A 26,728-nucleotide genomic window follows, 5' to 3' on the forward strand; every position below is an offset into this window, starting at 1 on the left:
AGCTAAGGATAAGCATGTAGTCAAACCACTAGATGTATGGAGGGCTGTCTCATGAAAGCAGGCAGAGAACTGGACCATCCTGAGTACCTGTTGCTGTTTGATGGGGTTTGTCATCTGTGCCACGGTGCTGTGCAGTTTATTTTGAAGCGTGATCCGCATGGACACATTCACTTTGCTTCCTTGCAGTCACAGAGAGCGCAGGAAATTTTGTCTCATTACAACTATCAGGAAAAAGACATGTCATCCGTGGTCTTTATCGCCAACGGACAGCTATATACAAAATCGGATGCGATCTTGCATGTTGGCCGCAAGCTTCAAGGTGGATGGCCTCTGCTGTCAAACGTAGCTCGGCTCATCCCGAGACCTGTCCGCAATCCAATTTATGATTGGGTCGCGAGAAATCGCTATCGGTGGATGGGCAAAGCAGAACAATGCATGCTTCCTACCCCACAGATCAGATCCCGCTTTTTAGATTAAAAGGAAAAGGAGAAGTCGCTGTCCTACCGCGGCTCCTCCTTTTTTTATTCGCTGTGCCCAATCATTCGTTCTTGAATGACAATCCCTTTTCGTTCAATGCTGTCCGAAGTTTCGGCATAGATGCTGGCCCCATCCCATGAAATTTCAGGATCTCTTTTTCGCTGTAACTAGCAAGCTGTCCCAGCGTAGTGATTCCATTGTGTTCCAGTACCCTTCTAGCTGGTGCCGAGAGCAGAGAAAGAAATCCTGTGTCCGGTTTGCGTTCTTGCTCACAGATTGGACAAGTCGGACAATCACTGCTTTTCATGTATGAATGACCATTCGCGCAAGTTCTTACCGTTTTTTTGGAAGTTGTCATGGCACATATCCTTTTTATTTCGACGTCGCTAGTGGATGCTCATCGCTCACATAGTCAGCCGCTTTGGCATTTGCCTCTACCTGCGATGGACTCTTGCTGCCTGGGATCACAGTGGTGACTGCCGGATGCTTGAGGCACCACGCCAATGCCCATTGCGCCATATCCATACCTTCTGGAACTTCATTTTTCTTGATTTCTTCTACTTGGAGCAACAGCTTGTTGACATGCTCCTGATCGTGTCGGTGTCGTACATCGTTTCCACCGAATACAGAACCCGGCTTATACTTTCCGCTCAAATAACCACTCGCCAACGGAACGCGCGCCAGCACACCCAAATCTTGCTGCTGGCAAGAAGCAAAAACAGCTTCTTCCGGCTTTTGATCCAAACGATTGTACACCACTTGGATTGCTTTTGCATTCACCGAAGTAGCGGCAGATGTTTGATGCATGTTGTCGTTTTTCGCAATCGAGAGGCCAAGATGACGGATCGTTCCTGCCTGCACCTGTTTGTCGAGGTAAGTCCACAAGCCATCATTATCAAATGCCTCGTCAGGTCCCGAGTGGAATTGGTACAAGTCAATATAGTCGGTCTGCAAGGCTTGCAGCGATTTTTCTAATTGCTGCTGAACTTCACTTGCTCCGTAATGATTGGTTCGAGAAAATTTGTCATGAAAATGATGCCCGAATTTCGTCGCCACAATCCAGTCTTCCCGGCGGCTTTTTTTCAAATATCCTCCGATAAGCTGTTCGGACAGATGATCTCCGTAGCATTCCGCTGTATCAATCAAGTTGATGCCGAGATCTTTTGCTTTGTCGAGAATCTGGTCAACAGCTTCTTGCGAGAAATCCATTCCCCACTCCCCGCCAAATTGCCACGTACCTACACCAATTACGGATACGTTCAGATCCGTTTTTCCTAATCTGCGGTACTTCATTGCCCGATTCCTCCTCATTATGGATAAACGAGAATCCCCTGAACGAATGTTCGTTCAGGGTGAAGACTAAAAAAAATTATATGATTTTCTCGATGTTCAATTGACTCACAAAATCTTGCAGATTCCCTTTTCGTTCTTTGCGCATTTTCTTGCGCTCATCCGCAGTTGCCATCAATCTCTCTTCTTCCTCTGTTTCAGGGGCAATGGCTGGCACATCAGTCGGATTCCCTTCCTCATCTAGGGCAACAAAGGTGAGAAATGATGTCGCGGTCAAAATGCGCTTGCCGGTCTGGAGATTTTCCGAGATGACTTTTACGAAAATCTCCATAGATGTTCTACCTGTTGACGAAACAAACGCTTCCAGGCAGATAGAATGCCCCATTTTGACGGGAGCAAGAAAGTCAATCGAGTCAATTGATGCTGTCACAACAGGGCGACGCGAATGTCGCATCGCAGCGATTGCAGCTACCTCATCTATATAAGCCATCATCGTACCACCAAAAATAGTTCCATGGTAATTCGTATCAGATGGCTGAACCAGTGATGCCTGAATTGTACGAGATTCTTGAGTTGTCTTGACGTTCATCGCTGTTGCTCCTTTATCAATCTACTTGATGCATACATCATCATATCACAAGGCATTCAACGTTCCAATTGATAGCTGCTCGCAAGCATGCCTTCTATTCTTTCTGCATCTTCTTGCAAAATGTAACGTAACAAAGGGAGATTCCACTCATAGGCTGGGCGATAGCCGTCTAAAGCAAACAACTTGTCATCTATGTGCGTGGCAAGCTTTCGGCGGGCCGGACTGGCACAGTAAAACTGCTCCAAATAATCCGTACCCCATCTGGAAAAGGAGGACGTTTCGTTGGTAACGGCCGTTAGCAGGATCCCTTCCCCTGTATCAATCAAATCGATTGGATACAGTTGACAGCTAAATGGCTTGAGCGGCTCAACTTCACGACCAGCCTGCTCGGCATAAGCATGAATCGCACAGCCGTAGCGCCCATTGTTTTCTTGATAAAACAAACAATTGCCATGTCGCATGCGAATAGTTCCTGGCGGCTCATTACGATCCCAAACCCCATGAAGAAGCCAATGATTGCGTTCAGACCTATCTTGGAGTCCAGCAGAGATAGAGGGGATCTCCCCCTCCATGATTGGAATCTGCCACTCTTCTACGGCGTAAGGCTGTCCACCCTCACAGCAGGTCTCGCGATGAACCGTCCTGCAATTCCAACAGTCCAAGTGAAACAAGGCCTGGAGGGCTGTAACATCAACCAAATATTGTCCCGCTCTCACCAAGGAATGCTTGTTTTTCTTTATATATTTTTCGCAGTGGTACGCCTCTTTATCAGACATGGGATCGGGCGTACCTACATAACGAAAAGCTCGCTTCGTTTTCATTTTTGCAAAACAATCTCCGATTCTGTTCCAAAAATACGCAAATGGCCTTCCTCATAGCTAGCCAAATCCACTTCATCACCTGGAATTTCCATCAGGATTTCCATTTCTTCTCCCTCTGCTGTCGTAAACACGAGCAGGAGATCTTTTTCCTCAAATTCGTTGTCAGTCAGCTTGACTTCGAGGAGCTCGGCTTGGAATTGTGTTACCTCTTCCTCTTCTTCACTATCAGTATCCCATTGGGTAAAAGCTACGGAAGCCTTTTGATTTTTATACTCCGCCAACAGTTGAATCAATTGCTCGTGTTGCTGAATGTCCATCTTGTAATCCCTCCGAAATGGTTCATACTGCCCATCATAACAAAGTAGCTCTTAAAAAGCCAAAAAGAAATACCGCTTCGCTGTGGGAAGCGGCTATTTCTCTTCTGCCTGTTAGCTTACTTTGCTAATGGTCTGGGCTAACGCAAAATCTTTACCGGTTAAACCTTTTGCCTCGCGGGTGGCTAACATAAACGTGACCGTTCCACCTGCCAAATGAATTTCCACGTGCTGATTGTCATGCTCAAGCATTTCTGCCACACGGTTGACGAAACTGATCGCAGTGGAAAAGTCACGACAGTGGTATGTGCGTGATAGTGCCATTCGGTCTTCTACCAGCTTCCAACCAGGTACTTTGCTCAGATACAATTTGACCTGTTCTAAAGACAGCTTGCTCATTTTAGCAATGCCCCCTTTTACCCGATGAATGGTTGTTACACCATCATATTCACGAGACGTACAGGTTATCCGCACCCTATTGCTTTACGGCATAAAAAATCATACGAGGTGATTCATTCGCCACATATTCTTCAAATTGATAATTTCCAAATACTTGAATTTTTTCGAATCCAGCCTCTGTCAGCATCGCAATCATTTGCTGGGCAGAAAACAAGCGAACCTGCTCCATATACTCACGAGGTTCATTCGACGACTCGTCGGAAATCAGTATCCGCTTTTTCACAAACCCATCCTGGATCCAGCGTTCTTCTTTAATCAACATCCCACTGACTTCCTTCGTAGAGTGCGGCACGAGATTATCGATGACGTACGCTGCATTTAAGAAATCGATGACCACTTCACCTTTTGTTTTGAGTGCTTGTGCCATGTTACGAATAACGTTAGCATTTTCTTCATCTGTGGAGAAATAACCAAAGCTGGTAAACAAATTCACCACGATATCAAATTCTTCGCGAAACGGAATGTCGCGCATGTCACAGCGGGCAAAACTTAGCTGTGGATAGGTGTTTTGTTCCTCGGCTAACTGTAAAAGAACAGGCGACAAATCCACACCAACTACTTCATACCCCCGGCGAGCCAGCGCACGCGAATGACGCCCGCTCCCGCAGCAAAGATCAAGTACGCGTCCTGTGTCCTTTACCGGCAATCTTTCCAACAGATTAGCGATCTCTCCATCTGCTGCCGAATCGTCCCTATGACGATACACAAGCACATAATCTTCGCGAAAGCTGCGTTCAAACCATTCTTCTGCCATGTCTGAGCCCCTTTAATTCCAAGATGTTCTTATTATACCACAGCGGGGTTTATCCGTAGCCGATTTGCGTGTGGCAAAGTGTACGAGAGCTTTGTTGAAAAATATAGAAATTACTTTACATACATACTGTATGTATGTTAAATTGACGTCATCCACTTGTAAGGGAGAGATCCATAATGAAAGTGAACAGCTTTTATCCTGTCATTTTGACAGAACAAGTTGCGGCTAGCTCGAAGTTTTATCGCGAGCACTTTGGATTTGAAATGGTTTTCGAAGCAGACTGGTATGTGAGCTTGCAAAATCAGAGCAGCACTCCGGCATTTGAGCTAGCCATCTTAGATCCTTCACACAACACGATTCCACAGGATTTCCGAAAGCCAGTAGATGGTGGTCTTATCCTTAATTTCGAAGTCGATGATGTTGATGCTGAATACGAAAGACTTATAGTGAAAGCAGGTCTTCCTCTCCATCTCGACATGAAAGACGAGGAGTTCGGTCAGCGGCATTTTATTACATCCGATCCGAACGGCATTTTACTTGATATCATAAAAGTAATCCCGCCCTCTGAAGCATTTGCTGAAAGTTATGTTGACCCTGTATAATCTGGCATGAAATAAGTAAGGAGATCGCATAGCATGAAGATGTCCAAAGCAGAGCAAAAACAGCAGACGATGCAAAAACTGATCGAAGTGGCAAGAGAGATGTTCTCCAGGCAAGGCTACGCGGATGCCGCCATGGAAGACATCGTGAAACAAGCCGGGGTGACCCGTGGCGCACTGTACCACAACTTTGGGAGCAAAGAAGGATTATTTGAGGCAGTACTGGCTTCTGTCCAACAAGAAATCGGAGAGCGCGTAGAAGCTGAAGCTGCGAAAAGTGAGGATCTTTGGCAACAATTGATCTTGGGTTGCCTGGCCTTTGTTTCCTCAGCCGTCGAACATCGCAACAAGCGGATTTTGCTTATCGATGGCCCTTCTGTCATCGGGTGGGAAACGTGGCGCCGAATGGACGAGGAAAACTCCATGCGGCATCTCAGGGAGCAGCTTCAAACGATGCAGGAGCAAGGATACCTACGACCCGTTTCTATCGATGCTCTGACGCATTTGCTGTCTGGTGCGATGAACGAAGCGGTGCTCTGGATTTCGGAGACGCCTGATCACGAAAAGTCCCTTGAGGAAATTTCAGCAGCGATAACCCTACTCTTGGAAGGATATCGCACCAAATAAAAACAAAGCACCCCTGCTTCCGCCTCTTACCGGCAAAATGCAGGGGTGCTCTGTTATTGTAAAGGGTTTTTATGATGAAAAGCGGGTAGCTCGTCCAATTCGAATTTTTTCAGCAGCCCGAGCAATAATGCTTTCTACCGAGGATGGGTCATCCACAACATCGTATTCGTTGATATTGACCCGCAAAATCGGACAGGAAGTAAAGGAGGCAATCCAGCTATCATAGCGACCAAACAAATCCTGCCAGTAATCTACTGGCGTTTGTTGCTCCATCGGACGCCCGCGCTCTTTTACGCGGTCAATAATATCATCGAAGCTTCCCTCTAAATAGATCAAAATATCCGGATGCGGGAAGTAAGGCGTCATGACCATCGCTTCAAAAAGTTCTGTATAAGTGCGGTAATCTTCTTCTGTCATGTTGCCTTGCTCGTACAGCATACGGGCAAAAATCCCGGTATCCTCATAAATGGAGCGATCTTGGACAAAGCCGCCGCCATAATCAAACATCCGTTTTTGTTCCTTAAAGCGTTCTGCCAAAAAGAAAATTTGCAAATGGAAGCCCCAACGCGATAAATCGTTATAGTAACGGCCCAAATACGGGTTATTATCAACCTTTTCTACGGACACACGAAATCCGAGCTGATCTGCCAAGGCATGCGTAAAGGTGGATTTTCCTACCCCTACTGTCCCCCCGATCGTAATCACTGCGTTGCTCGGTATCCCGTATTTTTCACGAAGCGTGCTGTTTTGAAACCTCGACATGTACGCAACTCCTTATCCCCATGCTTACTTTTCCTTTTGTTCCCTATCCTTCTTATCCCATCAACTCTTGAATTCGTGGTGCAATTCGATCCAGTACAACCTTCAAATCTTCTGGTCTATGTACGAAATCCAAATCGTCACAATCGAATTTGATGACAGGCGTATCCGGATGATGCTTTTCAAACGCTTCCATAAACTCGTTGTAATCAGCAATCAGATTCTCCATATAGGTGACATCCATGCTACGCTCCATTTCGCGATCGCGCATCGCAATCCGCTTCATCACGGTCTCAATCGAAGCTGTCATGTAGATCACCAAATGGGCCTGAGGCAAATCCTCTGTTAGGATATCATAAATTTTGAGGTACTTTGGCAGGTTATCTGCTTGTAACGTTCGTTTGGCAAAAATCGTATTTTTGAAAATATTGTAATCAGAAACAACGGAAATTCCTTGATTCAGGAACTGTGAATGAATATCCTGCAACTGCTTGTAACGATTGCAGAGGAAAAACATCTCGAGTTGAAAGCTCCATTCGGCAATATTTTCATAAAATTTACCCAGGAACGGGTTTTCGTAGACGATTTCTTCCAGTAGCTGCAAGTTGCATGCACGGCTTAGTTCCCGCGATAAAGAGGTTTTCCCAATACCAATAGGTCCCTCAACGGTAATCAATATGGACTTCATGTATGCTTCGATTCCTTTCAAGAAAATGAGAGCACTCCGTATTGTAGCATGTATGTAAGCGTTTGTCGAAAACATTCACACCGTGTCGTTTGGTATCATTTGGTACTCTTTTTTGCTAAAAGAAAAACTGCTCTTCATCAAGAGCAGTCTGGTTTTTACGTAAAATATTCAACGCGAGCTTGCGGAAACAGTCGGGCAATTTCACTTTCCAAATGGGCCTGCAACGCCTTTGCTTGAATATCGGGATAGACATACTTCCCTTTCCCGTATTTCCCCCATTTGTACTTGCGCTCCTCTTCCTTCATCTCCAACTTCGTTTTTGGATAGCGCTGGAGGATCAAGCTTTTAGCGATCTTGGTAAAACGGTGCTGGATTAGCTCGAACGTCAAATCCTCCATCGCTTCGGGAACCAACTGCGAACGCAGTCTTTCCAGCAAATCGGTATACCCCGCTTCCCATCCGTCAAACCAATACAAAGGCGCTAAAATAAAACCGAGTGGATAACCGGCCTTGGCTACCTTCCCTGCTGCCTCTAGTCGCTGATCAAAGCTGGAGGTGCCTGGTTCGAAATTTTTGATGACATAGTCAGCATTCATGCTGAAGCGAAATCGGGTATGCTTGTTGTGCTTAGCATCCAGCAAGGAATCCACGTGATGAAACTTGGTCACGAAGCGCAGCCGCCCAAACTCCTGCTGGCCCATAAACTCAATCGCTCGTTTCAGATTGCCCGTAAGATGCTCAATACTAACCGGATCGGATGTACAGGCTGCCTCAAAACGAGTGATTTCACCCGGGCGTTCTTGGATGTACTTCTCGGCCTTCGCTAGAATCTCATCTGTATTGACGTACACCCGAACATACGGCTTTGTCCCGATATTTGTGTTCAAATAGCAATAGTGACAGTGGGCAGCACATCCCGTAGCCAGAGGAATGGCATATTCTGCGGAAGGCTTGGAGGTCTCGAACTTCAATGTTTTGCGTACCCCAATGACCAAGGTCCGCTTCGCATTCCGATATTTCTCTACTTCTGTATCCCCAGGGATGCCACGGACCTGATTATGGCTGGTCGTCATCTGCATCGGGATTCCTTCCTTTTGAAAACGGCGATACAGCTCTTGACCAAGAGGATAGTTCAGTGCATTTGGCTCGACGAAAATATAATCCGGAACAAACAGCTTGCTGCCTTTCTGCTCCGTCTTTTCAGGTCTTTCTAAAAGGGTCGTTCCCATAGCTATCATCCCCCTTCATCTAGTATGCCCGTGCCATTCGACTGGACGTAAGGGGAAGTATGGCTGTGCCCCGTTATTTTAGGGTGTTCTTAAAATCGCGTAACAGCGCCTTTGCTTGCTCCTGTTGAGCGAGCGGTACTTGCAGTGTATAGACATGTCCTGCTTTTTTGGTCTGTCTGGACAAAAGCCTGACTCGAATTCCTTTCATTTCTAAATAACGCCGACATTCCTGAGCAATCCGCGGGAGGCCATACGATTCATGAATCGTAACCCATTTGATCCACATGCACCTGCACCCCATCCTTACACACTTCTTTCTTTTACAGTAAGCAGTGGACAGGCGATTGGTTCAAAAAAACAGCTTGGCTGGCAATTAATGAAAACCGTTTTGGCACCTGCGCCGTCTAATGCTAGAGGAGGGGAAAAAGTGAATCTGGAACAGCTCGTTTCATGCGCAAAAGATGGGGATGATGATGCCTTTTTTCAACTCGTCAGCCTTCATAAAGAACAACTGTATAAAATCGCCTACGCCTTTCTTCGTAACGAGACAGATGCATTAGAGGCCATTCAGGAAGCGACGTGCCGTTCCTATCTCAAGCTGGCACGATTGAAACAGCCTGCGTATTTTCGTACATGGCTGACTCGCATCCTTATTCATATTTGTCTGGATGAGCAAAAGCGCCGAAAACGGATCATCTTGGATCCCATGGAAGAGGACGTCGAAAGTCGTGCAAGTATTCCTATGGATGATCAAAATGTCGAGCGTATTCAAATCGAAGAGGCTCTCGGTCGTCTCAATCCAAATTATCGTCACATCATTATTTTGAAATATTTTGAAGATCGGACGATACGCGATATTGCAGAGGTACTCGGTCATCCGGAAGGCACGATCAAAACATGGCTACACAAAGCTTTGGGGGCACTCCGCAAAGATCTCGGGAAAGGCTGGTGAGCATTATGCTTGAGAATGAAAAAAAGAATGCGGGTCCATTCATGATTCCCGCTGAGATTGATCAATACATTCGGAATGGGATGGAACAGGCAAAAGAGCTGCGTCAAAATCGGAGCCGCAATCGGTGGATTCGCATTGGTTCTAGTCTGGTTGCTTGTCTGTTCATTTTCGTGTTTATTTTTTCCGTTCGCCTTTCACCTGCTGTTGCCGCTTATGTCAGCTCGATTCCAGGGATGGAGAAGATCGTTGAGTTTCTTCGGGATGATAAAGGCTTGCAAAAGGCAGCAGAACACAATCTTGTCCAAAATATTGGCGCCAGTGGTTCACTTGAGGGTGTCACTTTTACGATTGATCAGGTATTAGCAGATGAAAAACGGATGCTCCTCTTCTATACACTGAAGAATGATCTCCCTGATAAAGAAGTAGCCCTTCACAAAATCGAGTTGTTCGATCACTCTGGAAAGGAGTGGGAGCACGGTGTTTCCTGGTCCGGCATGGGCAGCGAAGACCCTGTGATCCGAAACCGTATTGATATTGTCATCAACGAAGCTACCGAAATACCTGATGTAATGACAGCAAAAGTCACGCTGGAAATCGATCATATCAAACAAGCTACTCCCCTATCGATTGACTTTGTGGTCGACAAAAGCAAGTACAAGACTTTTGAGAAAAAAGTGTATCCGGTGATGAAGGAAGTCACGGTTGACGGACAGCGGTTTACGATTGAACAAATTGCAGTCTTTCCTACACAAACAGAAGTGAGTATCCGATTTGACCCGGCCAATAAAAAGCATGTCTTTGATTTTGATAAATTAAGACTTGAGGATGAAAAAGGGCAAACGTTTGCTTTTTGGGGGAATGGCGTTCCTGTTCGTGATAACGGAGAAAACGGAAGGATATACCATCTAGAGAGCATCTATTTTGTGGAACCAGAAAAGCTCTATCTGAAAACAGATGGCATTCGAGCTTTGGACAAAGATCAATTGCAAATCGTGATTGATGCGAAGACAGGTACACTCACAGAAGTACCGGATGATCGCCTAAAACTAACGGCGCTGCGTCAAGTCGATGATGTGGTGGGCATGGACTTCTCTTTAAAGGTGCCGCCCCAAGATAATCACTCTCATCTCTCTCTTGGGTATAACATGACGGACAACCGCGGAAATGAATATGATTATGTGCAAGGAAGCACCTATTCCACAGAGGATGCATCCATCCAAAACTATTCCGTGCTACTCAAACGAAAAACAAACAAAGGCACGCCTACTCACTATTCTTTTCCTTTGTCCAGCTATCCTGAACGACTTCAAGGTACCTTCTCTGTAGAAATCAAATAAAAAATGCCCCATCAGTGATCCGCTTGTATGGCATCCTGTGGGGCATTCATTTTTGGGTCACCGAATTAATCTACAACCGCCCAGTGATTGGTCGGCCCATGCCCGCCACCCAATTGCGGAGCTGTCTTAATTGCTTCGAAAATAAAGCGATTTGCTTTTTCAACCGCAGTGATGAGCGGTGTATTTTTTGCTAACTCTGCTGTAAGGGCCGCTGAGAATGTACAACCTGTGCCGTGCGTATGACGTGTATGGATGCGCTCATGGGACAGTTCATGGAATGCTGTACCGTCAAACAAAATGTCCACGACTACGTCCCCTTGCATATGTCCACCCTTCATTAGGACATTGCGGGCACCTAACGCATGTATCGCTTTCGCCCCTTCGCGCATCTCTTCCGTCGTCTCAATTCTCATGCCAGTCAAGCATTCTGCTTCCGGCAAGTTAGGTGTGACGACTTCCGCGAGAGGCAACAACTCTTTTTTCAATGCAACGATTGCCTCATCCAGCAGTAGCTTTGACCCTCCCTTGGCAATCATTACCGGGTCTACCACCAGCTTTTTCAGGCCAAATGCTTTGACCTCTTCCGCAACAGCACGAATAATATCAGCGTTAAACAGCATGCCCGTTTTCGCCGCGTCAGCGCCTAGATCACGCAGCACCTCATGCATTTGCTGTGCAACCGCCTCTGTCGGCAACGGATAAACACCTGCTACACCCAATGTATTTTGTGCGGTGATTGCTGTGATCGCACTCATTCCGTACACACCTAGTTGATGGAAGGTTTTCAGGTCTGCCTGAATCCCAGCTCCCCCACCGCTATCTGAACCCGCTATGGTCAATGCTTTCGCAATCGTGCTCATGATATTCCCTCCTGCTTTCCACCTTTTCTCACCTGAGTATACCATCCGCTCGTCCCATTCGGTATACTAAAGGAATGTTTGCCAACTGTATGAAAAGGGGACCTTCCATGTCATATCGTATCTTTTATTGGTTAACCTTTCTCATTCCAACCATTATCATCGGGGGCTTCGAGTTCATCCGTCATGACTTTTTACTCCCCTACATGTCTATGGAAGCGGGAAATGTATACATTACCCTCTTAACGCTCTTTCTCTCTTTTTTATTCGCCACTTGGATGTTTCACACCCTCAAACAAATGAATGCACGAATTGTCGAGGAACAAGCTCGTCGCGCTGTTTATGAAGAACGGGAACGCCTTGCCCGCGAATTGCACGACGGGATTGCGCAGTCTCTGTTCTTCCTCAACGTAAAGCTCAAGCAGGGACAATTGGACGATGCCCGGGTCGCTGTTTCTGCCATCGACAATCATGTACGCCAAGCTATTTTTAACTTGCGCTCATTGCCAGAAGAAGGCAGTCTGGATCAACGCCTTGAGAAATGGCTGGCGCAATGGAGCGCTTTATCTGGAATTGACGTTGTCAGCGAATTACATGTCAACGACGGATTTTTTACTCCCGCCGCAGAAGTACAACTGTTCGGGATCATTCAGGAAGCTTTTGCCAATATTCGCAAGCACTCTCAGTCCAAGCATTCGTGGATTCACCTCACGACGAATGAAACAACTGGCTGGGTTCTCGCCGTTGAGGACGATGGCATTGGGATCTCCAACCCTTCTCCCGATACGAAAAAATACGGTTTGTCCATGATGCGCGAGCGAGCGCGCCAGTTGAACGCATCCATCGACATTCAGTTACGACCGGCAGGCGGTACAATCATCCGCTTATCTTCTCATTCAGGAGGAAAAATACAATGAACGCATACCGTGTATTGATCGCCGACGACCACCCGATGGCTCGTATGGCCATTCGTAGCCTGCTTGATCCCGATCCCTCTTTTGAAGTCATCGGAGAAGCGCAAAATGGCGAGGAAGCTTTTCTCCTATGCGGACAAATCCAACCTGACCTTGTGCTCATGGACATCAACATGCCGAAATGGAGCGGACTCGAAGCGACCCGCGAGGTCAAGAAAGCATACCCGCACATCAAAGTCGTCATTCTCAGCGTCTCCGATGACGTTGCTGACCTGATCACGGCCATTCAGTTCGGCGCCCAAGGTTACTTGCTGAAAAATTTAGAGCCTGACGACTGGATTAACTACTTGCATGCCTTGCTCGGCGAGGACAGTGAATTGACTCGCGAAATGGCAACCCGGCTCATGTACCGCTTCCGTCAAGAAGAGGCGACGGATGAAATGGTACCAGATGTTCTGACCCCGCGAGAGCGAGAGATTGTCATGTATGTGGGAGCAGGAAAAACGAATCGGGAAATAAGCGAGGCGCTGATCATCGCAGAAAACACGGTGAAAAACCACCTAAAAAACATTCTCGAGAAGCTGCAATTGGCTAATCGCGTCCAGCTCGCTGCTTATGCGGTTCGCCATCATTTGGTCATCAAATAAAAAACATTGCTTTCTGCTCGATCAACTGTCATCCTTAGAAAGATACGTTTTCCACAGACCTAAGAAATGCAGGTGATCCGCATGATCGAAATCAAGACCTCCAAACTAAGCAATGGAGAATTAAATAGAGGTGTATTTGCAACGCAAGATATCCGAAAAGGCGACCTGATTCATGAAGCGCCCGTGCTGCCCTATTTGAACGAAGAGCATGAGCATATCGAGAAAACCTTGCTCGCGGATTATGCATTTGAGTACGGTGCCAATCATACAGCTTTCTTGTTAGGCTATGGCATGCTATTTAACCACTCCTACACGCCAAATGCCACGTATGAGATTAACTTCGATAACCACACGTTTGATTTTTATGCGTATACAGACATTCAAGCGGGTGAAGAAATCTTAATCAACTACAATGGTGATGAGGATTGCGATGATCCTCTCTGGTTTTATGAAGACCAACAGAAAGAAACAGATGAAACCAAATAAGCGTATGCTTTAAAAAGAATGAAAACCCGGAAACAGACACTTGAAAAAGTGACCGTTCTCCGGGTTGTTTTGTGTAACTCTATCTCTCCCATGTTATCGGGGCAGGCTTTCGCCTTTTCATGGACGAAGTGTCTTCTCGAAAAAAGACAGCCGCAGACCGGGCTTCACTTCTTTCTGAACGGTCAAGGTAAATCCATGTCTTTCATACAACCGAACGGCCGGTTCATTCATGGAACCAGTCGCGACGACTAGCTTGCTGCAACCATGCTCGTGGACAGAGGCAAGCAATTGACTCGCGATTCCCTTGCGAAAATGAACAGGATCTACAATCATCCGATGAATATCCAACGTTTCTCCCTCGATCAAAAAAGAAACTGCCCCTGCCATCTCGCCTTCCTCTATGTAGCCATAAAACGTTTCTCCACATATCCTCAGTTGTTCTACCGATTCTTTCAGGGGTGGAATATCTTCCGTACCAATTAGCTCTGCCTCTATACGATAGGCTCTTTGCTGCATGTTCCAAAGTTTTTGTACCGTTTGTTCATCCTGTAAATCTAGTCGCACGATCATTTCGGTTTCCCCCACTTTTAACTGCCTGGTACTGATTCAAAGCTATAATACACATAAGGATCTTTCGGTGCAGAGACGGCTTCAACCTGAGAGGCTTTGAGAACGAGCATGTCGTATCCGTCTACTTGACGCAGCTCGAGCTTGCCGCGAACTTTTACCCAGCTGTCCTTTGCCCATTTGTTCGCGTCCTCCTTTTCCACCAAAACACCATACACACTGGAATCTGCTGTACAGCAGGTGACGGAAAAACGCGCCACGACAAACTGTTGCTTCGTAAAATCAGGCTGCCGATATACAAAGCCCATCGTCTCAAGCTCTTTTCCAGCAAATTCTTTTGCATACAGCTCCATCGTGGTGAGTCCATCCAGGAACACTTTGTCATTCAGTTCAATCACTGGCTGTTTATGTAAAAAGACGGCGATATCCGCGTAAAAGTCACCAAACCCCCCGTTTGAGAATCGCTGCCGCAATTGTTCGTCGCTTGTCGCTTGCACCGGGGGTGTTGCTCCTTGATTGGTATCCTCTGGCTGTGGTTCTACGATTGGATCGGCATCCTTTTTTACCTCTGCTGTTTGCTCCACATTCTCTGTCGCATTCGCATTCGCGTTTGCCGTAACATCCGCCAGCTTTCGTACATCGTTGCTGAGAAGTGTGATTCCCCGCTTCTCCGCTACATCACTGCCAAGAATTTTATCCGGCATGACAAATCCCATCACGATTGGGAGTACAAACAAGCTGTAAACCAAAAGGGAGCCCATAGGTGTACGCGGAACTTTATGCTGCTCCTCACAATCGCAATCGTACACACTACTACCTACAAAAATTTGCCGAATGCTGACAATTGTCAAAAGGCCCATGATGACGAGCGTGACATAGCTAAACATGTGTAATCGCGGTGCGAGATAGTGACTGAGCGTTTCCGACAGGATCAAATAGGCCAACAACGCTGTAATGCCCGCTAATATCAGACTGCGCATGATATGATGACGCTTCAATTTGTTCTGATCCATATTTTCCTCCTTACATCGGCATGAGCATGGTGATGCAAATGACTAAAAGCGTAATAGCCACGACCAGCTTGACAACAAAACCAAATCGAAACGTTCCAAATAGCATCAGCGTCGTTTTTAAATCGAGCATGGGCCCGAAAACCAGAAATGCGAGCAACGAGCTGCTTGAAAACGTATTGGCAAAGGAAGCAGCAATAAACGCATCTGCCTCTGAACAAAGCGAAAACAAATACGCCATCCCCATCATGACTAAATTGGAGGTGAGCGGCGTTTGACCGATGTCCATGAGTGTATCCCGGCTGATGTACACCTGTAAAAGCGCACTGATAAACGCACCAAACAACAAATATTTTCCCATGTCAAAAAATTCGTCTACCGCGTGGGCAAATGTCGAGGACAGCTTGCCACCCGTCGTTTTTACATGGTCGGCTTCATGATTGATTTGTGATTCCATGCCGAGCCGTATCGGATTTTTTTTGACAAACAGGAAGACAAGCATGCCCACAATGAGAGCAACGACGAATCCCGCAACGCCCCGGTAGAGAGCCATTTCCGGCTGACGGGCGAAAGCGACATAGGTCGATGACAAAACTACGGGATTCACAATCGGTCCCGCCAATAAGAAAACAATCCCGACTGACAGCGGCATCCCTTTTTGGATCAAGCGACGAACCACAGGGATAATGGCACATTCACATACAGGGAATAAAAACCCGAGTAACCCGGCAAACGGCAGGGCCACGAGCGGATGCTTCGGTGTCCAGCGCCTCACCTGCTCTTCCGTTACAAACGTTTGGATAAAGGCAGAAAAGAATACACCCAAGAGGACAAACGGGATTGCTTCCAGCCAAATACTAAGGAAAAAGGTTTTCACATCAAGCCACAATGGGGACCACTCTATGCTCCAACCGGAAAACAAGCTGCTGTCTCTGCCCATCGTTAACCAAACGACACTTAGTCCAAGCAGGAGCGCCCCGATTATTTCAACGAGGAACTGGCGAATCTTCAGAATCAAGTGGGAGTTCTCTCCTCTCCATTCGCAAATAGGTATCATTCCTATTTATATATAGACATCTATATTTCCTTCTTGTCCTTTTACTTTTTTTTGCAAAATGGACAGGTTGTACAGCCTTCCCTTCCCTCTGTATCCGTCTTATAATGGTGAAAAATGGAACGGGTCGGGGTGAATGAAATGAGCGAAGACATTCAGCGCATTCCCACTGATTTAGAGGTTTGTGAAGTACAGACGATCGATGAAGAAAAAGTAAACAGGCTTCGCCCCAGAATGATGGAGACGGAAGGTGTCGCCCCTCTCTTTAAGGCTCTCGCAGACGATACGCGAGCAAAAATCATTTACGCGCTGGCTCTAGAAGGAGAGCTATGCGTTTGTGATGTCGCAGCAACCATCAATAGTTCGATCCCTAATACCTCTCACCATCTGCGCTTGTTAAAAAATATGGGTCTGGCCCGGTACCGCAAAAACGGCAAGCTCGTCTATTACTCGCTCGATGATGATCATGTCCGTCATTTAATCATGTGTGGAATTGAGCATGCTGCCGAATTGAAGCAGTCAAAACCGTAAATTCACTGGCTACACGCAGGTCCGTCACTATGAGTGGCGGCCTTTTTTTGCTGATGTTCAAAATAACATTCAAATAATTGCTTGAATATAATAATGAATATGGTATGATTTAGTTAATCCTTACCGAAAGAAGGCCCAAATCATGAACGACTATGACGTCATCGTAATTGGAGGAGGGCAGGCAGGACTTGCTCTCGGATATGCACTTAAACGTAAAAATCGCCGTTTTGTCATCTTGGAGCAAAACAAAAGGATCGGTGATAGTTGGCGGCAGCGGTACGATTCACTCGTGCTTTTTACGCCACGCAAACATAATCATCTACCTGGTCTCGCTTTCCCAGGAAAGCCGCATACACTCCCAAACAAAGACGATGCAGCAGACTATCTGGAAATGTACGCAAAACATTTCGAATTGCCAATCACGCTAGGAACAACTGTTTTGGAACTTAGCCGTGCCGGATCTAGATTTCAGGTTCGGACACGAGACAGCTTGCTCTTCGCGAACCAGGTAGTTATTGCTACGGGTCCCTTTCATACACCCTATATCCCGGCTATTGCAAACAGCTTGGACCCGAGCATTCGTCAATGGCACACCGCGCAGTACAAAAATGAAAGCCAGCTCATTGACGGTCCTGTCCTCGTCGTGGGCAGTGGCAACTCTGGGGCACAAATTGCAGTAGAGCTTGCCACTCATCGACCCGTTGTTTTTTCTCAAGGAGAATCACGTTCTTACTTGCCGCTCTTCATTTTTGGAAAACCTATATTTGATTACATGAGGGCATTCGGGTTACTTGATGTCCCCCGCTCCACCTGGCTTGGACAAAAATTGAGTCAATCACCTGATCCGATATTCGGTTACAAAAAGCAGGTCCAAGAATTGTCCAGAATCGGAGCATTGCGATTGGTTTCACGAGCTGTACAGATGAACGGAAATACCGCTACTTTTGCAGATGGAACAAAAGCAACGTTCAACAACATTTTGTGGGCTACCGGTTTTCGACCGAACTACGATTGGCTAAACGTTCCAAACGTGCTCGATTCCGATGGCCGACCAATTCATCAACGAGGGATAACAAAAGTTCCTGGTCTATCCTTTCTCGGGCTACCCTGGCAGCATACAAGAGGATCAGCGCTTATGGGCGGTGTCGGGAATGACGCGCTTTATTTAGCAGAGCATCTATAAATCATTCGTTTGATAAGGAGGACACAATCATGGGCTTTCATCATCACGATCATGGAGATGGTCACGATCACCATCACCACGGAAAAGGAGCCAGTAAACGAGCTCTTCTCATTTCTTTCCTCATCATTGCTGTATTTTTGGTTGTAGAAACCATCGGGGGCTTCCTCACCAATAGTTTGGCGTTACTCTCTGATGCTGGGCATATGTTAAGCGATGCATTAGCGCTTCTGTTGAGCTTGATCGCGGTTCATTTCGCTGCACGGCCACCTTCTGCCAAGAGAACCTTCGGGATGAAACGCTTTGAAATCCTGGCAGCACTGACCAATGGTGTGACACTTGTACTGATTTCCTTGTTCATTTTCTGGGAAGGGTTCCAACGCATGTGGAATCCGCCTGAGGTTGCCAGCGGCTCCATGATCATCATCGCCAGCGTAGGTCTTTTGGCAAATATTGCGGCAGCCCTTGTACTCATGCGTGGCGACACCAAGAACAACGTCAATGTACGCAGTGCCTATCTCCATGTTCTCGGCGATCTTCTCGGTTCTGTAGGTGCAATCGCTGGTGGTATCCTGATGTGGGCTTTTGACTGGTACATTGCCGACCCGATCATCAGTATCGTCGTTGCAGTCCTGATCATGCTGAGCGCATGGCGCGTAACGAAAGAATCCGTCAATATTTTGCTGGAAGGCGCTCCTTCACGGCTGGATACGACAAAAGTAGAAGAGCGACTCAGTCAGCTGCCTGGAGTTATCAAAGTGCATGACCTCCATATTTGGACGGTTACTTCCGGATTTGATTCCCTGACCTGCCATCTGGTTGTCGAGGACGATTTGCCTAGCTACCCTGTGTTAAATGACGCGCTTGCCCTTATGGAAAAAGAATTCGGCATTACACACGCTACCATCCAGATTGAGAACTCGTCTACTACACACGGTGACTTACATTGCCAGGCAACAGCCGATTCCCACGATCATAACCACGATCACGATCATAACCATGACCATGATCACGACCATGCGCATGATCATAAACAACATAGCCATTCCTAACAAAAAAACCATCTCCCGACATTTTCGAGAGATGGTTTTTCTTGTGATTAATCTTCCATGGTAGACAGGTCACCCGTCGGTAGACCTAATTCCCATGCTTTCAAGACACGGCGCATGATTTTTCCGGAACGCGTTTTTGGCAACTTGTCGCGGAATTCGATTTCACGAGGAGCAGCATGTGCAGCCAGCCCCTCTTTCACAAACTTGCGAATTTCATCCATCAACGCTTCACTTGGCTCATAGCCAGCTCGCAGCGAGATGAACGCTTTGATAATCTCACCACGTACCGGATCTGGTTTGCCAATGACGCCTGCTTCCGCTACTGCTGGATGCTCCACGAGCTTGCTCTCTACTTCAAACGGACCGACTCGCTCACCGGAAGTATTGATCACATCATCAATACGGCCTTGGAACCAGAAGTAACCTTCTTCATCCTTGTATGCAGAATCCCCGGACACGTACCAGCCTGGAATGCTGAAGTATTCTTCGTACTTCGCTGGGTTGTTCCAGATTTGTCTCATCATGGATGGCCAACCTGTACGGATAGCCAGATTCCCCATTCGATTCGGTGGCAGCTCATTTCCACGGTCGTCAATAATCGCTGCATAAATACCTGGGAACGGCTTACCCATCGATCCAGGCTTGATCGCCATACAGCGATAGTTAGAAATCAGCTGCGCACCTGTTTCCGTCATCCACCAGTTGTCGTGAATGCGTTGATTGAACACGCGCATACCCCAGTGAACGACTTCAGGATTGAGTGGTTCGCCAACGCTCAGGACGTGACGCAGACTGGATAAGTCAAATTGCTTGACGAGTTCATCCCCTGCCCCCATGAACATGCGGAACGTAGTCGGAGCACTGAACCAAATGGATACTTTGTTTTTCTCAATGACTTTATACCAGTCTTCGGGAGTAAAACGTCCGCCACGTACGACAATCGTTGCTCCATTCAACCAAGGAGAAAAAATGCCGTAAGAAGTACCCGTTACCCAGCCTGGATCTGCTGTGCACCAATAAATATCATCCTCTTGCAAGTCGAGAATCCATTTTCCAGTTTGGTAGTGCTGGATCATGGCATTGTGAACATGCAGAACACCCTTTGGCTTGCCCGTTGAGCCTGAGGTGTAATGCAGGATCATTCCATCCTCACGATCAACCCATTCGATTTCCAGCTCGGTGGAGGCTTCTTCCATTGCTTTTTCAAAGCTGATGTGACCTTCTTTTAGCTCCTCTTCTGCCCCTACAACAATCACGTGTTTTAATGCAGGCAGGTCGCTTACTGGAATGCGTGGCAAGAGTGCAGGTGTCGTAACAATCGCAACGGCTTCGCTATTTTCCAAACGATCACGCACAGCCGCTTCCATGAACGCTTCAAACAGCGGACCTACGATTGCGCCAACCTTAATCGTGCCTAAAACGCTTACATAAAGCTCGGGCGAACGCGGCATAAAGACGAATACGCGGTCCCCTTTCGCAATGCCCAGATTCCGCAAAACATTTCCGAATTTATTGGATAACTCGCTTAATTGCGCGAAAGTATAAGTCTCGTCTCTCGTCGCATTACTGTACATCAAAGCGATTTTGTCTTTCCGATCAGTAGCGAGATGTCGATCAATGGCTTCGTACACCATGTTCACTTTCCCAGTCTCATACCAAGAAAATTGCTTCTCCACATCCGACCAATCAAAACTCGCATATGTTTCGTCATAATTTTCCAGATTAAAAGGGCCTTCCGTTGCTGGAATTTTCTCCACGTTCATGTCTTCACTCTCCCACTCAACATCGTTTTTCTCACTACACAACATTCATAATATTTCTACACTTTTCGAGTAATTCCTCCTACCAGAACCTACTTATTCGATTGCGAACATTTTCTTGTATAATGACGGTACTCTACTGCAAAGGAGATGGCTGTCCATGATGTTCTGGCTTATGTTACTTGGGGCTATCGCCTTGTTGCTTTTTCGAGCCTATCGCAATACATTTGATGTTCAAATAAAAGAAGTAGCGATACCCTTACAAAAATCCCGGCACCTTCAACAACCGCATGAGTTTGAGCCGGTTTCCATCTTACATTTGTCTGATTTGCACATGGAAAACTTATCTGTACTGCCCCAGCGCATTGTCGCTGACTTTTCGCAGCGACAGGTAGACCTGATTGCCATTACTGGTGACTTGCTTGACCGTGAAATAAACATTCCGAAGGCAGTTGCTTTTGTACAATGCCTCCAGCAATTACAGCCAGCACTCGGAATTTTTGTAGTTTTTGGCAATCACGACTATGTTCTTACCCCTTTCAAGCTCGCACAGTTGAAATCAGAGTTAGAACGTATTGGCTGTCGTGTTCTTATTAACGAAAATGAAACTGTCTATCACAAGGGGCAGCCCCTACACATTATAGGTGTGGATGATTTCAGCACGCGCCATAGCAACCTGGCCAAGTCTTTCTTCGGTGTACCCGAGACAGGAGCAAGGCTCGTCTTAACACATGATCCTAATATCGTTTTGCACATGAAAGAGTATGCTTACGATTATTTGTTGTCAGGGCATTTTCACGGAGGACAGATCCATTGGCCTCGCCCCTTTCATCTCGCAACGATGGGGAAACTGCCTAAGCTGAATATCGTGAAAGGTCTTCACGAGATGGATGGTCGACCCTTTTACATCAGTGAGGGCCTGGGGCAAACAGGGGCAAACATCCGTCTGCGTTCCCGTCCCGAGATTACGTTGCATGTATTGGGCAGTGATGCTCCATTCAACGAGATGGCCGCTCCAGCTGTTGCTCTACAAGAAACAGCTGCCACGCTCGCCCTCGACTAAGGTATAATAGCCTTACTTTCGTGTCGAGATGGGGGTCACCTTGTGGAAAAATGGAAGAGAGATGTCGAGCACATCCGACAAGCGACAAATTTACCTATCGAATATGTACAAGTCTCACAAATAGAAACAGCACAAGCCCAGCAGGATTGGCTAAAAAATGGCTGGGAGCAAGTAGCCCTCCATTCGAGTAACGGTGTGATGACATTGATCCTTATCGAAACGGCATCATGGCATACTTCAGCCCGAGCGTTGTTGGATCTGATTTTTCCTCATGTGGATGATCCAGCAACGCTTCCCCTCCCAAAACAGATATCCAATTGGCTCTTGGGCATTGTCTCTGGCTCTCCTGTTGCAATCCCTGCTCAACTGGAAGCAAAATGGCCGTGGAAAGAAGCGCGCGTCTCCTTTTTATTAGAGCGATGCAGACCGGATCGCAAGGGAGAATGGGATTCCTTGCAGCCCTTGTTGCATGATTTTTTTGAAGGATTACCTGATTTCATTCCGTTGACACAAACACATGCCCTTCTAATCGTCCCTGTCTCCATGCTCGATCATCAAAAAATGGCTTCAGAACTTTTGGAGTGGGCATCAGGCCTGCATGATCTCATTTCGATGGAATGGATGGAGTCCGTTCGCCTTGTTGTCGGATCGCCACTCACGAGTCCACTTGCATTGGGCGACACTCTTTTACGGCAATTATCACTCGCCCGTGCCCTTCAATCCTATCGACCACAAATGATGGTCGCTGGGGACTGGTCTTATCCGTTAGAACGATGGGCAGCTTCTCTCCCAAAAGAAATAGCAGCCGCTATCGCCAACGAGCTGGCCGCTGCCATAACCATTCCGCACATGACAGATGAACAATTGGAAACATTAGATACGTTGTTCGCCAGACAATTGAATGTAAGCGATACAGCACGGCAGCTTTTCCTTCACCGGAATACCCTGTTGTATCGATTGGACAAGCTGACGGAACAAACCGGATTAGACCCGCGATTGTTTCCTGATGCCGTCATGCTTCAGCTCTACCTTCTCTTTCGTCAAAATTAACAAAACATTTTGTATATACTGTCCGTATCCAGCTTGCAAGTGAATTGGTACCCTATCCTTACAGTCATCAAAGAATTTGCTCTCTTCACAAACCCGAGGAGGTGCCTTTTTCATGGCAAAGGTAAGTCTTTCCCACATTTATAAACGATATGGAAACAACGTTACGGCAGTTGACGATTTTCACTTGGAAATTCAAGATCGCGAATTCCTCGTTCTAGTCGGACCATCTGGTTGTGGAAAATCTACCACGCTGCGCATGATTGCAGGTCTGGAAGAGATTTCGGAAGGTGATTTATACATAGGCGATCGCCGTGTCAACGATGTGGCTCCCAAAGATCGCGACATCGCCATGGTTTTTCAAAGCTATGCACTCTATCCGCATATGAATGTATACGAGAATATGGCTTTCGGCCTGAAATTGCGCAAATTCTCCAAAACCGATATTGATAAGCGAATTCAAGATGCAGCTCGAATCCTTGATATTTCGCATTTGCTAGACCGCAAGCCAAAAGCGCTGTCAGGGGGACAAAGACAGCGTGTCGCATTGGGTCGCGCGATCGTACGGGAACCGCAAGTATTTTTGATGGATGAACCGTTGTCCAACCTCGATGCGAAGCTGCGTGTACAAATGCGCACGGAAATTTTGAAACTGCATCAACGTTTGAATACCACGATCATTTATGTGACGCACGATCAAACAGAAGCCATGACCATGGGAGACCGGATCGTCGTCATGAAGGACGGCCTTATCCAACAAGTGGCAACCCCGACTGAAATCTACAATCATCCAGTCAATCTGTTTGTAGCGAGCTTCATCGGCTCGCCTGCGATGAACTTTGTGAAAGGGAATCTTTCCGAGAAAGACGGCGCACTCTATTTTGATGCGCAAAATATTCATGTACGCTTCCCAGAAGATAAAGCAAAGACTTTACGGGAAAAAGGTTATGTAAACAATCAGGTTATTTTTGGTATTCGCCCTGAGGACATTTACAGCGACGCTTCTTTTATGGAAGCAAATCCATTTGAGAGCTCGCTGGAAGCAGAAGTTGAAGTCGTAGAAAACATGGGTTCCGAATTGTACGTCTATTTCCACAATATCGGGGATACCCAGATGGTAGCGCGCGTGGATTCTCGTGAAGCGCTAAAACCAAAGATGAAGGTAAAACTAGCGATGGATCTTGCCAAATGTCATGTGTTTGACAGCGAGACAGAAGTAGCTGTATTCTAATAGCGATATGAGAAGGAGTGTCCCATCCGGCATTCCTTTTCCTATTTTTTTGTGCAAAACCTTTTTATAGAGAGAACAACTAGAGGTAGCGTGGAGAGGAGCGGATAAGAAGTGGCTTATCAAATCGTCTTTTTTGACATTGACGGAACCTTACTGAACACCGATCACATCATTCCACAAACAACGGTGGACGCCGTACAAACATTAAAACAAAACGGTGTCCATGTCGCGATCGCAACCGGCCGAGCTCCTTATCATTTGATGCCAATCGCTGAACAGCTTGGCATTGAGACATTCGTGGGCTTTAACGGGTCGTATGTGAAGAGCGAAGGGAAGATCATCCATCACACGCCAATTGCTACAGATACATTGGCAAAGCTCGAACAAATGGCTGAGGGTCATTCCCATCCCATGGTGTTTTTGAGCGCAGATCACTGCTATGCCAATGCCATGGACCACCCACATATCATCGAGTCTTTTGATTGGTTGCGACTGGAATCCCCGGCATATCACCATCGCTATTGGGAGCAAACGCCGATTTATCAAGCATTTCTTTACTGTGGCGCTGATGAATCGAGATATACGGGTGAATTCCATGACGTCTCTTACATTCGTTGGCATGAACACTGCATGGATATTTTGCCCCCAAATGGCTCCAAGGCAAAAGGAATTGAAGCCGTCTTAAAACATTTTGGACTAACTCCTGCGGATGCTGTTGCGTTTGGAGACGGATTGAACGACAAAGAGATGCTCTCCTATGTTGGCATGGGGGTAGCGATGGGTAATGCTCATGAAGAGCTGAAGCCGTTCGCCAATATGATTACGCGCCACGTAAACGATAGTGGCATCCAACATGGCTTAGCAAAGCTTGGTTTAATCTAGACACGTTAACTGTAAGCTATTTCCTTCATAATCACTCCCTTCATGTGCACGCTATAGACAACAGCACTGGAGGGAGTGAGTTTTTTTGCGCGTCTGGCCTTTTGTTGCCGTTGTTGCCTTGGTCGGTCTCGTAGTTGTCCCGTATCGGATGAATCAGAATGCAGAACAAGAAATGCGCGAACCTCATCCCCGCGTGACATCGGTTCAAGCGAGAATTCCTCGTATTAACTACATTGAACAGGTGAAAGACATTCGTCGTGACCTGGAGAAAAAAAGCCATATTCAAACGCTTCATCATAACCAACGTGATCGCAGTCATTATGTAGAAAATGAAGTCGTCGTGCGCTTTTCACCACGCCCCAAGCAAGAAAAAATTGATCAGCTCGTTTCTTCTTTAGATGCCAAGATCAAACGTGATTTTGACAAATTTCTCATTATCAAATCAAAGAGCATGACTACCAAGCAGCTCATGAAAAAACTGGCTGAACATCCTGACTCCGTATTTGCCGAGCCAAATTACCTCTTACTCCCGAACGTGAAACCAAACGATACGTATTACAAAGAATACCAGTGGAACCTTCCTCTGATTGGCATGGAGCAAAGTTGGGACGTTAGCGAAGGCAGCAGTGATGTCATCGTTGCAGTCGTCGATACAGGTGTGGATATGAAGCATCCAGAATTTGCTGGTAAGCTAGTCAAAGGCTACAACGTTTTGGATGGTAGTAACAAACCTGAGGATGATAATGGTCATGGAACCCACGTTTCGGGCGTCATTGCCGCGAAAACGAACAACGCAGATGGTATAGCCGGGATGTCCTGGAAAAGCAAGCTCATGCCGATCAAAGCCATTGGCGCAGACGGTTCGGGATCAGCCGTGGACATCGCACAAGGCATTTATTGGGCGACTGATAACGGAGCGGATGTCATCAACTTGAGTGTAGGCAACTACACCTCCTCTGCTGCTCTGCGGGAAGCTTGTCGCTATGCCTTTGATAAAAATGTCGTGTTAGTCGCGGCTTCCGGAAACGATGCGAGTGATCAGCCTAGCTTTCCTGCTGCCTATGATGAAGTTCTCGCCGTTGCCGCTGTCGATCATCGTAAAGAACGCGCTGATTTTTCCAACTTTGGTGATTATGTGGATGTATCTGCTCCTGGGGTCGATATTCCGAGCACGTACATTTCTAGCGACTATGCCTCGCTATCAGGTACTTCGATGGCGTGCCCTCATGTCGCTGCACTCGCTTCGCTCATCCGTTCCATTCATCCCAATATGAATTCCAAAGATGTGATGAATCTCATTAGACAATCTTCGACTGACCTCGGTGCTCCTGGGCACGATCAGTTATACGGGTACGGTATGATCAATGTGAACCAGGCCCTTCGCCAAGCCCAGCCGGTCGAGCAAGTCAAAACAGAACAACCTCCGAAAACAATCGGCGGCTTGCTTAATAAATTCTTTCAACGACTGCGCTTTGGTGGGCAATAAGTTCAGTAATAACTTCAGTAAACTAAAAAGCGTACTTACCCATCCAAGGTTTGTACGCCTTTTTTT

Annotated in this window: 32 protein-coding genes; 16 read left to right on the forward strand and 16 right to left on the reverse strand. The window is 46.8% G+C overall.

Annotated elements, in window-relative coordinates; translation table 11 throughout:
* The first annotated feature begins 36 nt into the window (after positions 1-36).
* On the forward strand, positions 37-477 hold the full coding sequence (locus HPY27_RS09570; protein ID WP_017247820.1) for a thiol-disulfide oxidoreductase DCC family protein: 441 nt from the start codon (positions 37-39) through the stop codon (positions 475-477).
* Between the two features lie 61 nt (positions 478-538).
* Here HPY27_RS09570 and HPY27_RS09575 read toward each other — a convergent pair whose 3' ends face one another.
* From HPY27_RS09575 to HPY27_RS09605, 7 genes are all read right to left on the reverse strand, one after another.
* A complete protein-coding gene (locus HPY27_RS09575; protein ID WP_174224849.1) occupies positions 539-835 on the reverse strand; it encodes an RNA polymerase alpha subunit C-terminal domain-containing protein in 297 nt (98 codons plus the stop codon).
* A gap of 14 nt (positions 836-849) precedes the next feature.
* Positions 850-1,770, reverse strand: coding sequence for an aldo/keto reductase (locus HPY27_RS09580; RefSeq protein ID WP_174224850.1), 921 nt, complete (start codon positions 1,768-1,770; stop codon positions 850-852).
* 76 nt (positions 1,771-1,846) lie between these two features.
* Positions 1,847-2,356, reverse strand: coding sequence for an acyl-CoA thioesterase (locus HPY27_RS09585; protein WP_017247817.1), 510 nt, complete (start codon positions 2,354-2,356; stop codon positions 1,847-1,849).
* Positions 2,357-2,412: 56 nt separating this feature from the next.
* Entirely contained in the window at positions 2,413-3,177 is a 765-nt protein-coding gene (locus HPY27_RS09590; RefSeq protein WP_017247816.1) for a DUF3109 family protein, read from the reverse strand.
* Positions 3,174-3,494, reverse strand: coding sequence for a hypothetical protein (locus tag HPY27_RS09595; protein ID WP_017247815.1), 321 nt, complete (start codon positions 3,492-3,494; stop codon positions 3,174-3,176). Before HPY27_RS09595 ends, HPY27_RS09590 begins: the two co-directional genes overlap by 4 nt.
* A gap of 111 nt (positions 3,495-3,605) precedes the next feature.
* Positions 3,606-3,890, reverse strand: a complete 285-nt coding sequence (locus tag HPY27_RS09600; protein ID WP_017247814.1) for a 4a-hydroxytetrahydrobiopterin dehydratase — start codon at positions 3,888-3,890, stop codon at positions 3,606-3,608.
* A 76-nt stretch (positions 3,891-3,966) separates the two neighbouring features.
* Positions 3,967-4,704, reverse strand: coding sequence for a class I SAM-dependent methyltransferase (locus tag HPY27_RS09605; protein WP_069852376.1), 738 nt, complete (start codon positions 4,702-4,704; stop codon positions 3,967-3,969).
* A 176-nt stretch (positions 4,705-4,880) separates the two neighbouring features.
* Between HPY27_RS09605 and HPY27_RS09610 the strand changes: the two genes are divergently transcribed.
* Complete coding sequence (locus tag HPY27_RS09610; RefSeq protein WP_174224851.1) at positions 4,881-5,306, forward strand: VOC family protein; 426 nt, start codon at positions 4,881-4,883, stop codon at positions 5,304-5,306.
* 33 nt (positions 5,307-5,339) lie between these two features.
* A complete protein-coding gene (locus tag HPY27_RS09615; RefSeq protein WP_017247811.1) occupies positions 5,340-5,930 on the forward strand; it encodes a TetR/AcrR family transcriptional regulator in 591 nt (196 codons plus the stop codon).
* Between the two features lie 69 nt (positions 5,931-5,999).
* Here HPY27_RS09615 and HPY27_RS09620 read toward each other — a convergent pair whose 3' ends face one another.
* From HPY27_RS09620 to HPY27_RS09635, 4 genes are all read right to left on the reverse strand, one after another.
* Positions 6,000-6,692, reverse strand: coding sequence for a deoxynucleoside kinase (locus HPY27_RS09620; protein ID WP_017247810.1), 693 nt, complete (start codon positions 6,690-6,692; stop codon positions 6,000-6,002).
* Positions 6,693-6,744: 52 nt separating this feature from the next.
* On the reverse strand, positions 6,745-7,377 hold the full coding sequence (locus HPY27_RS09625) for a deoxynucleoside kinase (RefSeq protein ID WP_174224852.1): 633 nt from the start codon (positions 7,375-7,377) through the stop codon (positions 6,745-6,747).
* 155 nt (positions 7,378-7,532) lie between these two features.
* On the reverse strand, positions 7,533-8,606 hold the full coding sequence (splB, locus tag HPY27_RS09630; RefSeq protein ID WP_017247808.1) for a spore photoproduct lyase: 1,074 nt from the start codon (positions 8,604-8,606) through the stop codon (positions 7,533-7,535).
* 73 nt (positions 8,607-8,679) lie between these two features.
* Positions 8,680-8,907 (reverse strand): hypothetical protein, encoded by a 228-nt coding sequence (locus HPY27_RS09635; RefSeq protein WP_017247807.1) that lies wholly within the window; start codon positions 8,905-8,907, stop codon positions 8,680-8,682.
* Positions 8,908-9,033: 126 nt separating this feature from the next.
* Between HPY27_RS09635 and HPY27_RS09640 the strand changes: the two genes are divergently transcribed.
* Positions 9,034-9,558: a sigma-70 family RNA polymerase sigma factor gene (locus tag HPY27_RS09640; protein WP_026043006.1), complete on the forward strand. Its 525-nt coding sequence runs from the start codon at positions 9,034-9,036 to the stop codon at positions 9,556-9,558.
* 5 nt (positions 9,559-9,563) lie between these two features.
* Positions 9,564-10,895: a DUF4179 domain-containing protein gene (locus tag HPY27_RS09645; protein ID WP_174224894.1), complete on the forward strand. Its 1,332-nt coding sequence runs from the start codon at positions 9,564-9,566 to the stop codon at positions 10,893-10,895.
* A 65-nt stretch (positions 10,896-10,960) separates the two neighbouring features.
* On the opposite strand, the gene thiD is transcribed toward HPY27_RS09645, so the two are convergent.
* Positions 10,961-11,755, reverse strand: a complete 795-nt coding sequence (gene thiD / locus HPY27_RS09650; RefSeq protein WP_174224853.1) for a bifunctional hydroxymethylpyrimidine kinase/phosphomethylpyrimidine kinase — start codon at positions 11,753-11,755, stop codon at positions 10,961-10,963.
* Positions 11,756-11,862: 107 nt separating this feature from the next.
* Here thiD and HPY27_RS09655 point away from each other — a divergent pair, with 107 nt between their 5' ends.
* From HPY27_RS09655 to HPY27_RS09665, 3 genes are all read left to right on the forward strand, one after another.
* Positions 11,863-12,669 carry a sensor histidine kinase gene (locus HPY27_RS09655; RefSeq protein ID WP_173624274.1) on the forward strand — a complete coding sequence of 269 codons (807 nt, stop codon included), beginning with the start codon at positions 11,863-11,865 and terminating at the stop codon, positions 12,667-12,669.
* A complete protein-coding gene (locus tag HPY27_RS09660; RefSeq protein ID WP_007724217.1) occupies positions 12,666-13,313 on the forward strand; it encodes a response regulator in 648 nt (215 codons plus the stop codon). The genes HPY27_RS09655 and HPY27_RS09660 overlap by 4 nt, the downstream gene beginning before the upstream one ends.
* An 81-nt stretch (positions 13,314-13,394) precedes the next feature.
* On the forward strand, positions 13,395-13,799 hold the full coding sequence (locus HPY27_RS09665; protein ID WP_017247802.1) for an SET domain-containing protein: 405 nt from the start codon (positions 13,395-13,397) through the stop codon (positions 13,797-13,799).
* A 117-nt stretch (positions 13,800-13,916) separates the two neighbouring features.
* Here HPY27_RS09665 and HPY27_RS09670 read toward each other — a convergent pair whose 3' ends face one another.
* From HPY27_RS09670 to HPY27_RS09680, 3 genes are read right to left on the reverse strand one after another with little or no spacing between them, the layout of a single operon-like run.
* Positions 13,917-14,369, reverse strand: coding sequence for a GNAT family N-acetyltransferase (locus HPY27_RS09670; RefSeq protein WP_106836670.1), 453 nt, complete (start codon positions 14,367-14,369; stop codon positions 13,917-13,919).
* 17 nt (positions 14,370-14,386) lie between these two features.
* A complete protein-coding gene (locus HPY27_RS09675; RefSeq protein ID WP_174224854.1) occupies positions 14,387-15,379 on the reverse strand; it encodes a TIGR03943 family putative permease subunit in 993 nt (330 codons plus the stop codon).
* Between the two features lie 10 nt (positions 15,380-15,389).
* Positions 15,390-16,394, reverse strand: a complete 1,005-nt coding sequence (locus HPY27_RS09680; RefSeq protein ID WP_017247799.1) for a permease — start codon at positions 16,392-16,394, stop codon at positions 15,390-15,392.
* Positions 16,395-16,571: 177 nt separating this feature from the next.
* Between HPY27_RS09680 and HPY27_RS09685 the strand changes: the two genes are divergently transcribed.
* From HPY27_RS09685 to HPY27_RS09695, 3 genes are all read left to right on the forward strand, one after another.
* On the forward strand, positions 16,572-16,961 hold the full coding sequence (locus HPY27_RS09685) for an ArsR/SmtB family transcription factor (RefSeq protein ID WP_047069462.1): 390 nt from the start codon (positions 16,572-16,574) through the stop codon (positions 16,959-16,961).
* A 142-nt stretch (positions 16,962-17,103) separates the two neighbouring features.
* On the forward strand, positions 17,104-18,144 hold the full coding sequence (locus tag HPY27_RS09690; protein ID WP_174224855.1) for a flavin-containing monooxygenase: 1,041 nt from the start codon (positions 17,104-17,106) through the stop codon (positions 18,142-18,144).
* A gap of 29 nt (positions 18,145-18,173) precedes the next feature.
* Positions 18,174-19,193 (forward strand): cation diffusion facilitator family transporter, encoded by a 1,020-nt coding sequence (locus HPY27_RS09695; protein WP_174224856.1) that lies wholly within the window; start codon positions 18,174-18,176, stop codon positions 19,191-19,193.
* Between the two features lie 47 nt (positions 19,194-19,240).
* On the opposite strand, the gene acsA is transcribed toward HPY27_RS09695, so the two are convergent.
* Positions 19,241-20,956, reverse strand: coding sequence for an acetate--CoA ligase (gene acsA / locus HPY27_RS09700; protein WP_026043002.1), 1,716 nt, complete (start codon positions 20,954-20,956; stop codon positions 19,241-19,243).
* Positions 20,957-21,116: 160 nt separating this feature from the next.
* Here acsA and HPY27_RS09705 point away from each other — a divergent pair, with 160 nt between their 5' ends.
* The 5 genes from HPY27_RS09705 (at position 21,117) to HPY27_RS09725 (ending at position 26,662) form a co-directional block, all read left to right on the forward strand.
* Positions 21,117-22,016 (forward strand): metallophosphoesterase, encoded by a 900-nt coding sequence (locus HPY27_RS09705; RefSeq protein WP_026043001.1) that lies wholly within the window; start codon positions 21,117-21,119, stop codon positions 22,014-22,016.
* A 42-nt stretch (positions 22,017-22,058) separates the two neighbouring features.
* The gene (locus tag HPY27_RS09710; protein ID WP_106836675.1) at positions 22,059-23,066 is read left to right on the forward strand and encodes a PucR family transcriptional regulator; all 1,008 of its coding nucleotides are present in this window, start codon (positions 22,059-22,061) and stop codon (positions 23,064-23,066) included.
* 112 nt (positions 23,067-23,178) lie between these two features.
* The gene (locus HPY27_RS09715; RefSeq protein WP_174224857.1) at positions 23,179-24,294 is read left to right on the forward strand and encodes an ABC transporter ATP-binding protein; all 1,116 of its coding nucleotides are present in this window, start codon (positions 23,179-23,181) and stop codon (positions 24,292-24,294) included.
* A 111-nt stretch (positions 24,295-24,405) separates the two neighbouring features.
* The gene (locus HPY27_RS09720) at positions 24,406-25,176 is read left to right on the forward strand and encodes a Cof-type HAD-IIB family hydrolase (RefSeq protein ID WP_017247791.1); all 771 of its coding nucleotides are present in this window, start codon (positions 24,406-24,408) and stop codon (positions 25,174-25,176) included.
* 85 nt (positions 25,177-25,261) lie between these two features.
* The gene (locus HPY27_RS09725; protein ID WP_017247790.1) at positions 25,262-26,662 is read left to right on the forward strand and encodes a S8 family peptidase; all 1,401 of its coding nucleotides are present in this window, start codon (positions 25,262-25,264) and stop codon (positions 26,660-26,662) included.
* Positions 26,663-26,728: the final 66 nt, after the last annotated feature.

Source organism: Brevibacillus sp. HB1.1 (assembly GCF_013332445.1).
In the GTDB taxonomy this organism is placed as follows: domain Bacteria; phylum Bacillota; class Bacilli; order Brevibacillales; family Brevibacillaceae; genus Brevibacillus; species Brevibacillus porteri.

Excerpts from the sequence above, each read along its gene's own strand:
- HPY27_RS09570 (WP_017247820.1), top strand. The coding sequence starts at position 37 with ATGGAGGGCTGTCTCATGAAAGCAGGCAGAGAACTGGACCATCCTGAG.
- HPY27_RS09575 (WP_174224849.1), bottom strand. The coding sequence starts at position 835 with ATGACAACTTCCAAAAAAACGGTAAGAACTTGCGCGAATGGTCATTCA.
- HPY27_RS09580 (WP_174224850.1), bottom strand. The coding sequence starts at position 1,770 with ATGAAGTACCGCAGATTAGGAAAAACGGATCTGAACGTATCCGTAATT.
- HPY27_RS09585 (WP_017247817.1), bottom strand. The coding sequence starts at position 2,356 with ATGAACGTCAAGACAACTCAAGAATCTCGTACAATTCAGGCATCACTG.
- HPY27_RS09590 (WP_017247816.1), bottom strand. The coding sequence starts at position 3,177 with ATGAAAACGAAGCGAGCTTTTCGTTATGTAGGTACGCCCGATCCCATG.
- HPY27_RS09595 (WP_017247815.1), bottom strand. The coding sequence starts at position 3,494 with ATGGACATTCAGCAACACGAGCAATTGATTCAACTGTTGGCGGAGTAT.
- HPY27_RS09600 (WP_017247814.1), bottom strand. The coding sequence starts at position 3,890 with ATGAGCAAGCTGTCTTTAGAACAGGTCAAATTGTATCTGAGCAAAGTA.
- HPY27_RS09605 (WP_069852376.1), bottom strand. The coding sequence starts at position 4,704 with ATGGCAGAAGAATGGTTTGAACGCAGCTTTCGCGAAGATTATGTGCTT.
- HPY27_RS09610 (WP_174224851.1), top strand. The coding sequence starts at position 4,881 with ATGAAAGTGAACAGCTTTTATCCTGTCATTTTGACAGAACAAGTTGCG.
- HPY27_RS09615 (WP_017247811.1), top strand. The coding sequence starts at position 5,340 with ATGAAGATGTCCAAAGCAGAGCAAAAACAGCAGACGATGCAAAAACTG.
- HPY27_RS09620 (WP_017247810.1), bottom strand. The coding sequence starts at position 6,692 with ATGTCGAGGTTTCAAAACAGCACGCTTCGTGAAAAATACGGGATACCG.
- HPY27_RS09625 (WP_174224852.1), bottom strand. The coding sequence starts at position 7,377 with ATGAAGTCCATATTGATTACCGTTGAGGGACCTATTGGTATTGGGAAA.
- splB (WP_017247808.1), bottom strand. The coding sequence starts at position 8,606 with ATGGGAACGACCCTTTTAGAAAGACCTGAAAAGACGGAGCAGAAAGGC.
- HPY27_RS09635 (WP_017247807.1), bottom strand. The coding sequence starts at position 8,907 with ATGGGGTGCAGGTGCATGTGGATCAAATGGGTTACGATTCATGAATCG.
- HPY27_RS09645 (WP_174224894.1), top strand. The coding sequence starts at position 9,564 with ATGCTTGAGAATGAAAAAAAGAATGCGGGTCCATTCATGATTCCCGCT.
- thiD (WP_174224853.1), bottom strand. The coding sequence starts at position 11,755 with ATGAGCACGATTGCGAAAGCATTGACCATAGCGGGTTCAGATAGCGGT.
- HPY27_RS09655 (WP_173624274.1), top strand. The coding sequence starts at position 11,863 with ATGTCATATCGTATCTTTTATTGGTTAACCTTTCTCATTCCAACCATT.
- HPY27_RS09660 (WP_007724217.1), top strand. The coding sequence starts at position 12,666 with ATGAACGCATACCGTGTATTGATCGCCGACGACCACCCGATGGCTCGT.
- HPY27_RS09665 (WP_017247802.1), top strand. The coding sequence starts at position 13,395 with ATGATCGAAATCAAGACCTCCAAACTAAGCAATGGAGAATTAAATAGA.
- HPY27_RS09670 (WP_106836670.1), bottom strand. The coding sequence starts at position 14,369 with ATGATCGTGCGACTAGATTTACAGGATGAACAAACGGTACAAAAACTT.
- HPY27_RS09675 (WP_174224854.1), bottom strand. The coding sequence starts at position 15,379 with ATGGATCAGAACAAATTGAAGCGTCATCATATCATGCGCAGTCTGATA.
- HPY27_RS09685 (WP_047069462.1), top strand. The coding sequence starts at position 16,572 with ATGAGCGAAGACATTCAGCGCATTCCCACTGATTTAGAGGTTTGTGAA.
- HPY27_RS09690 (WP_174224855.1), top strand. The coding sequence starts at position 17,104 with ATGAACGACTATGACGTCATCGTAATTGGAGGAGGGCAGGCAGGACTT.
- HPY27_RS09695 (WP_174224856.1), top strand. The coding sequence starts at position 18,174 with ATGGGCTTTCATCATCACGATCATGGAGATGGTCACGATCACCATCAC.
- acsA (WP_026043002.1), bottom strand. The coding sequence starts at position 20,956 with ATGAACGTGGAGAAAATTCCAGCAACGGAAGGCCCTTTTAATCTGGAA.
- HPY27_RS09705 (WP_026043001.1), top strand. The coding sequence starts at position 21,117 with ATGTTCTGGCTTATGTTACTTGGGGCTATCGCCTTGTTGCTTTTTCGA.
- HPY27_RS09715 (WP_174224857.1), top strand. The coding sequence starts at position 23,179 with ATGGCAAAGGTAAGTCTTTCCCACATTTATAAACGATATGGAAACAAC.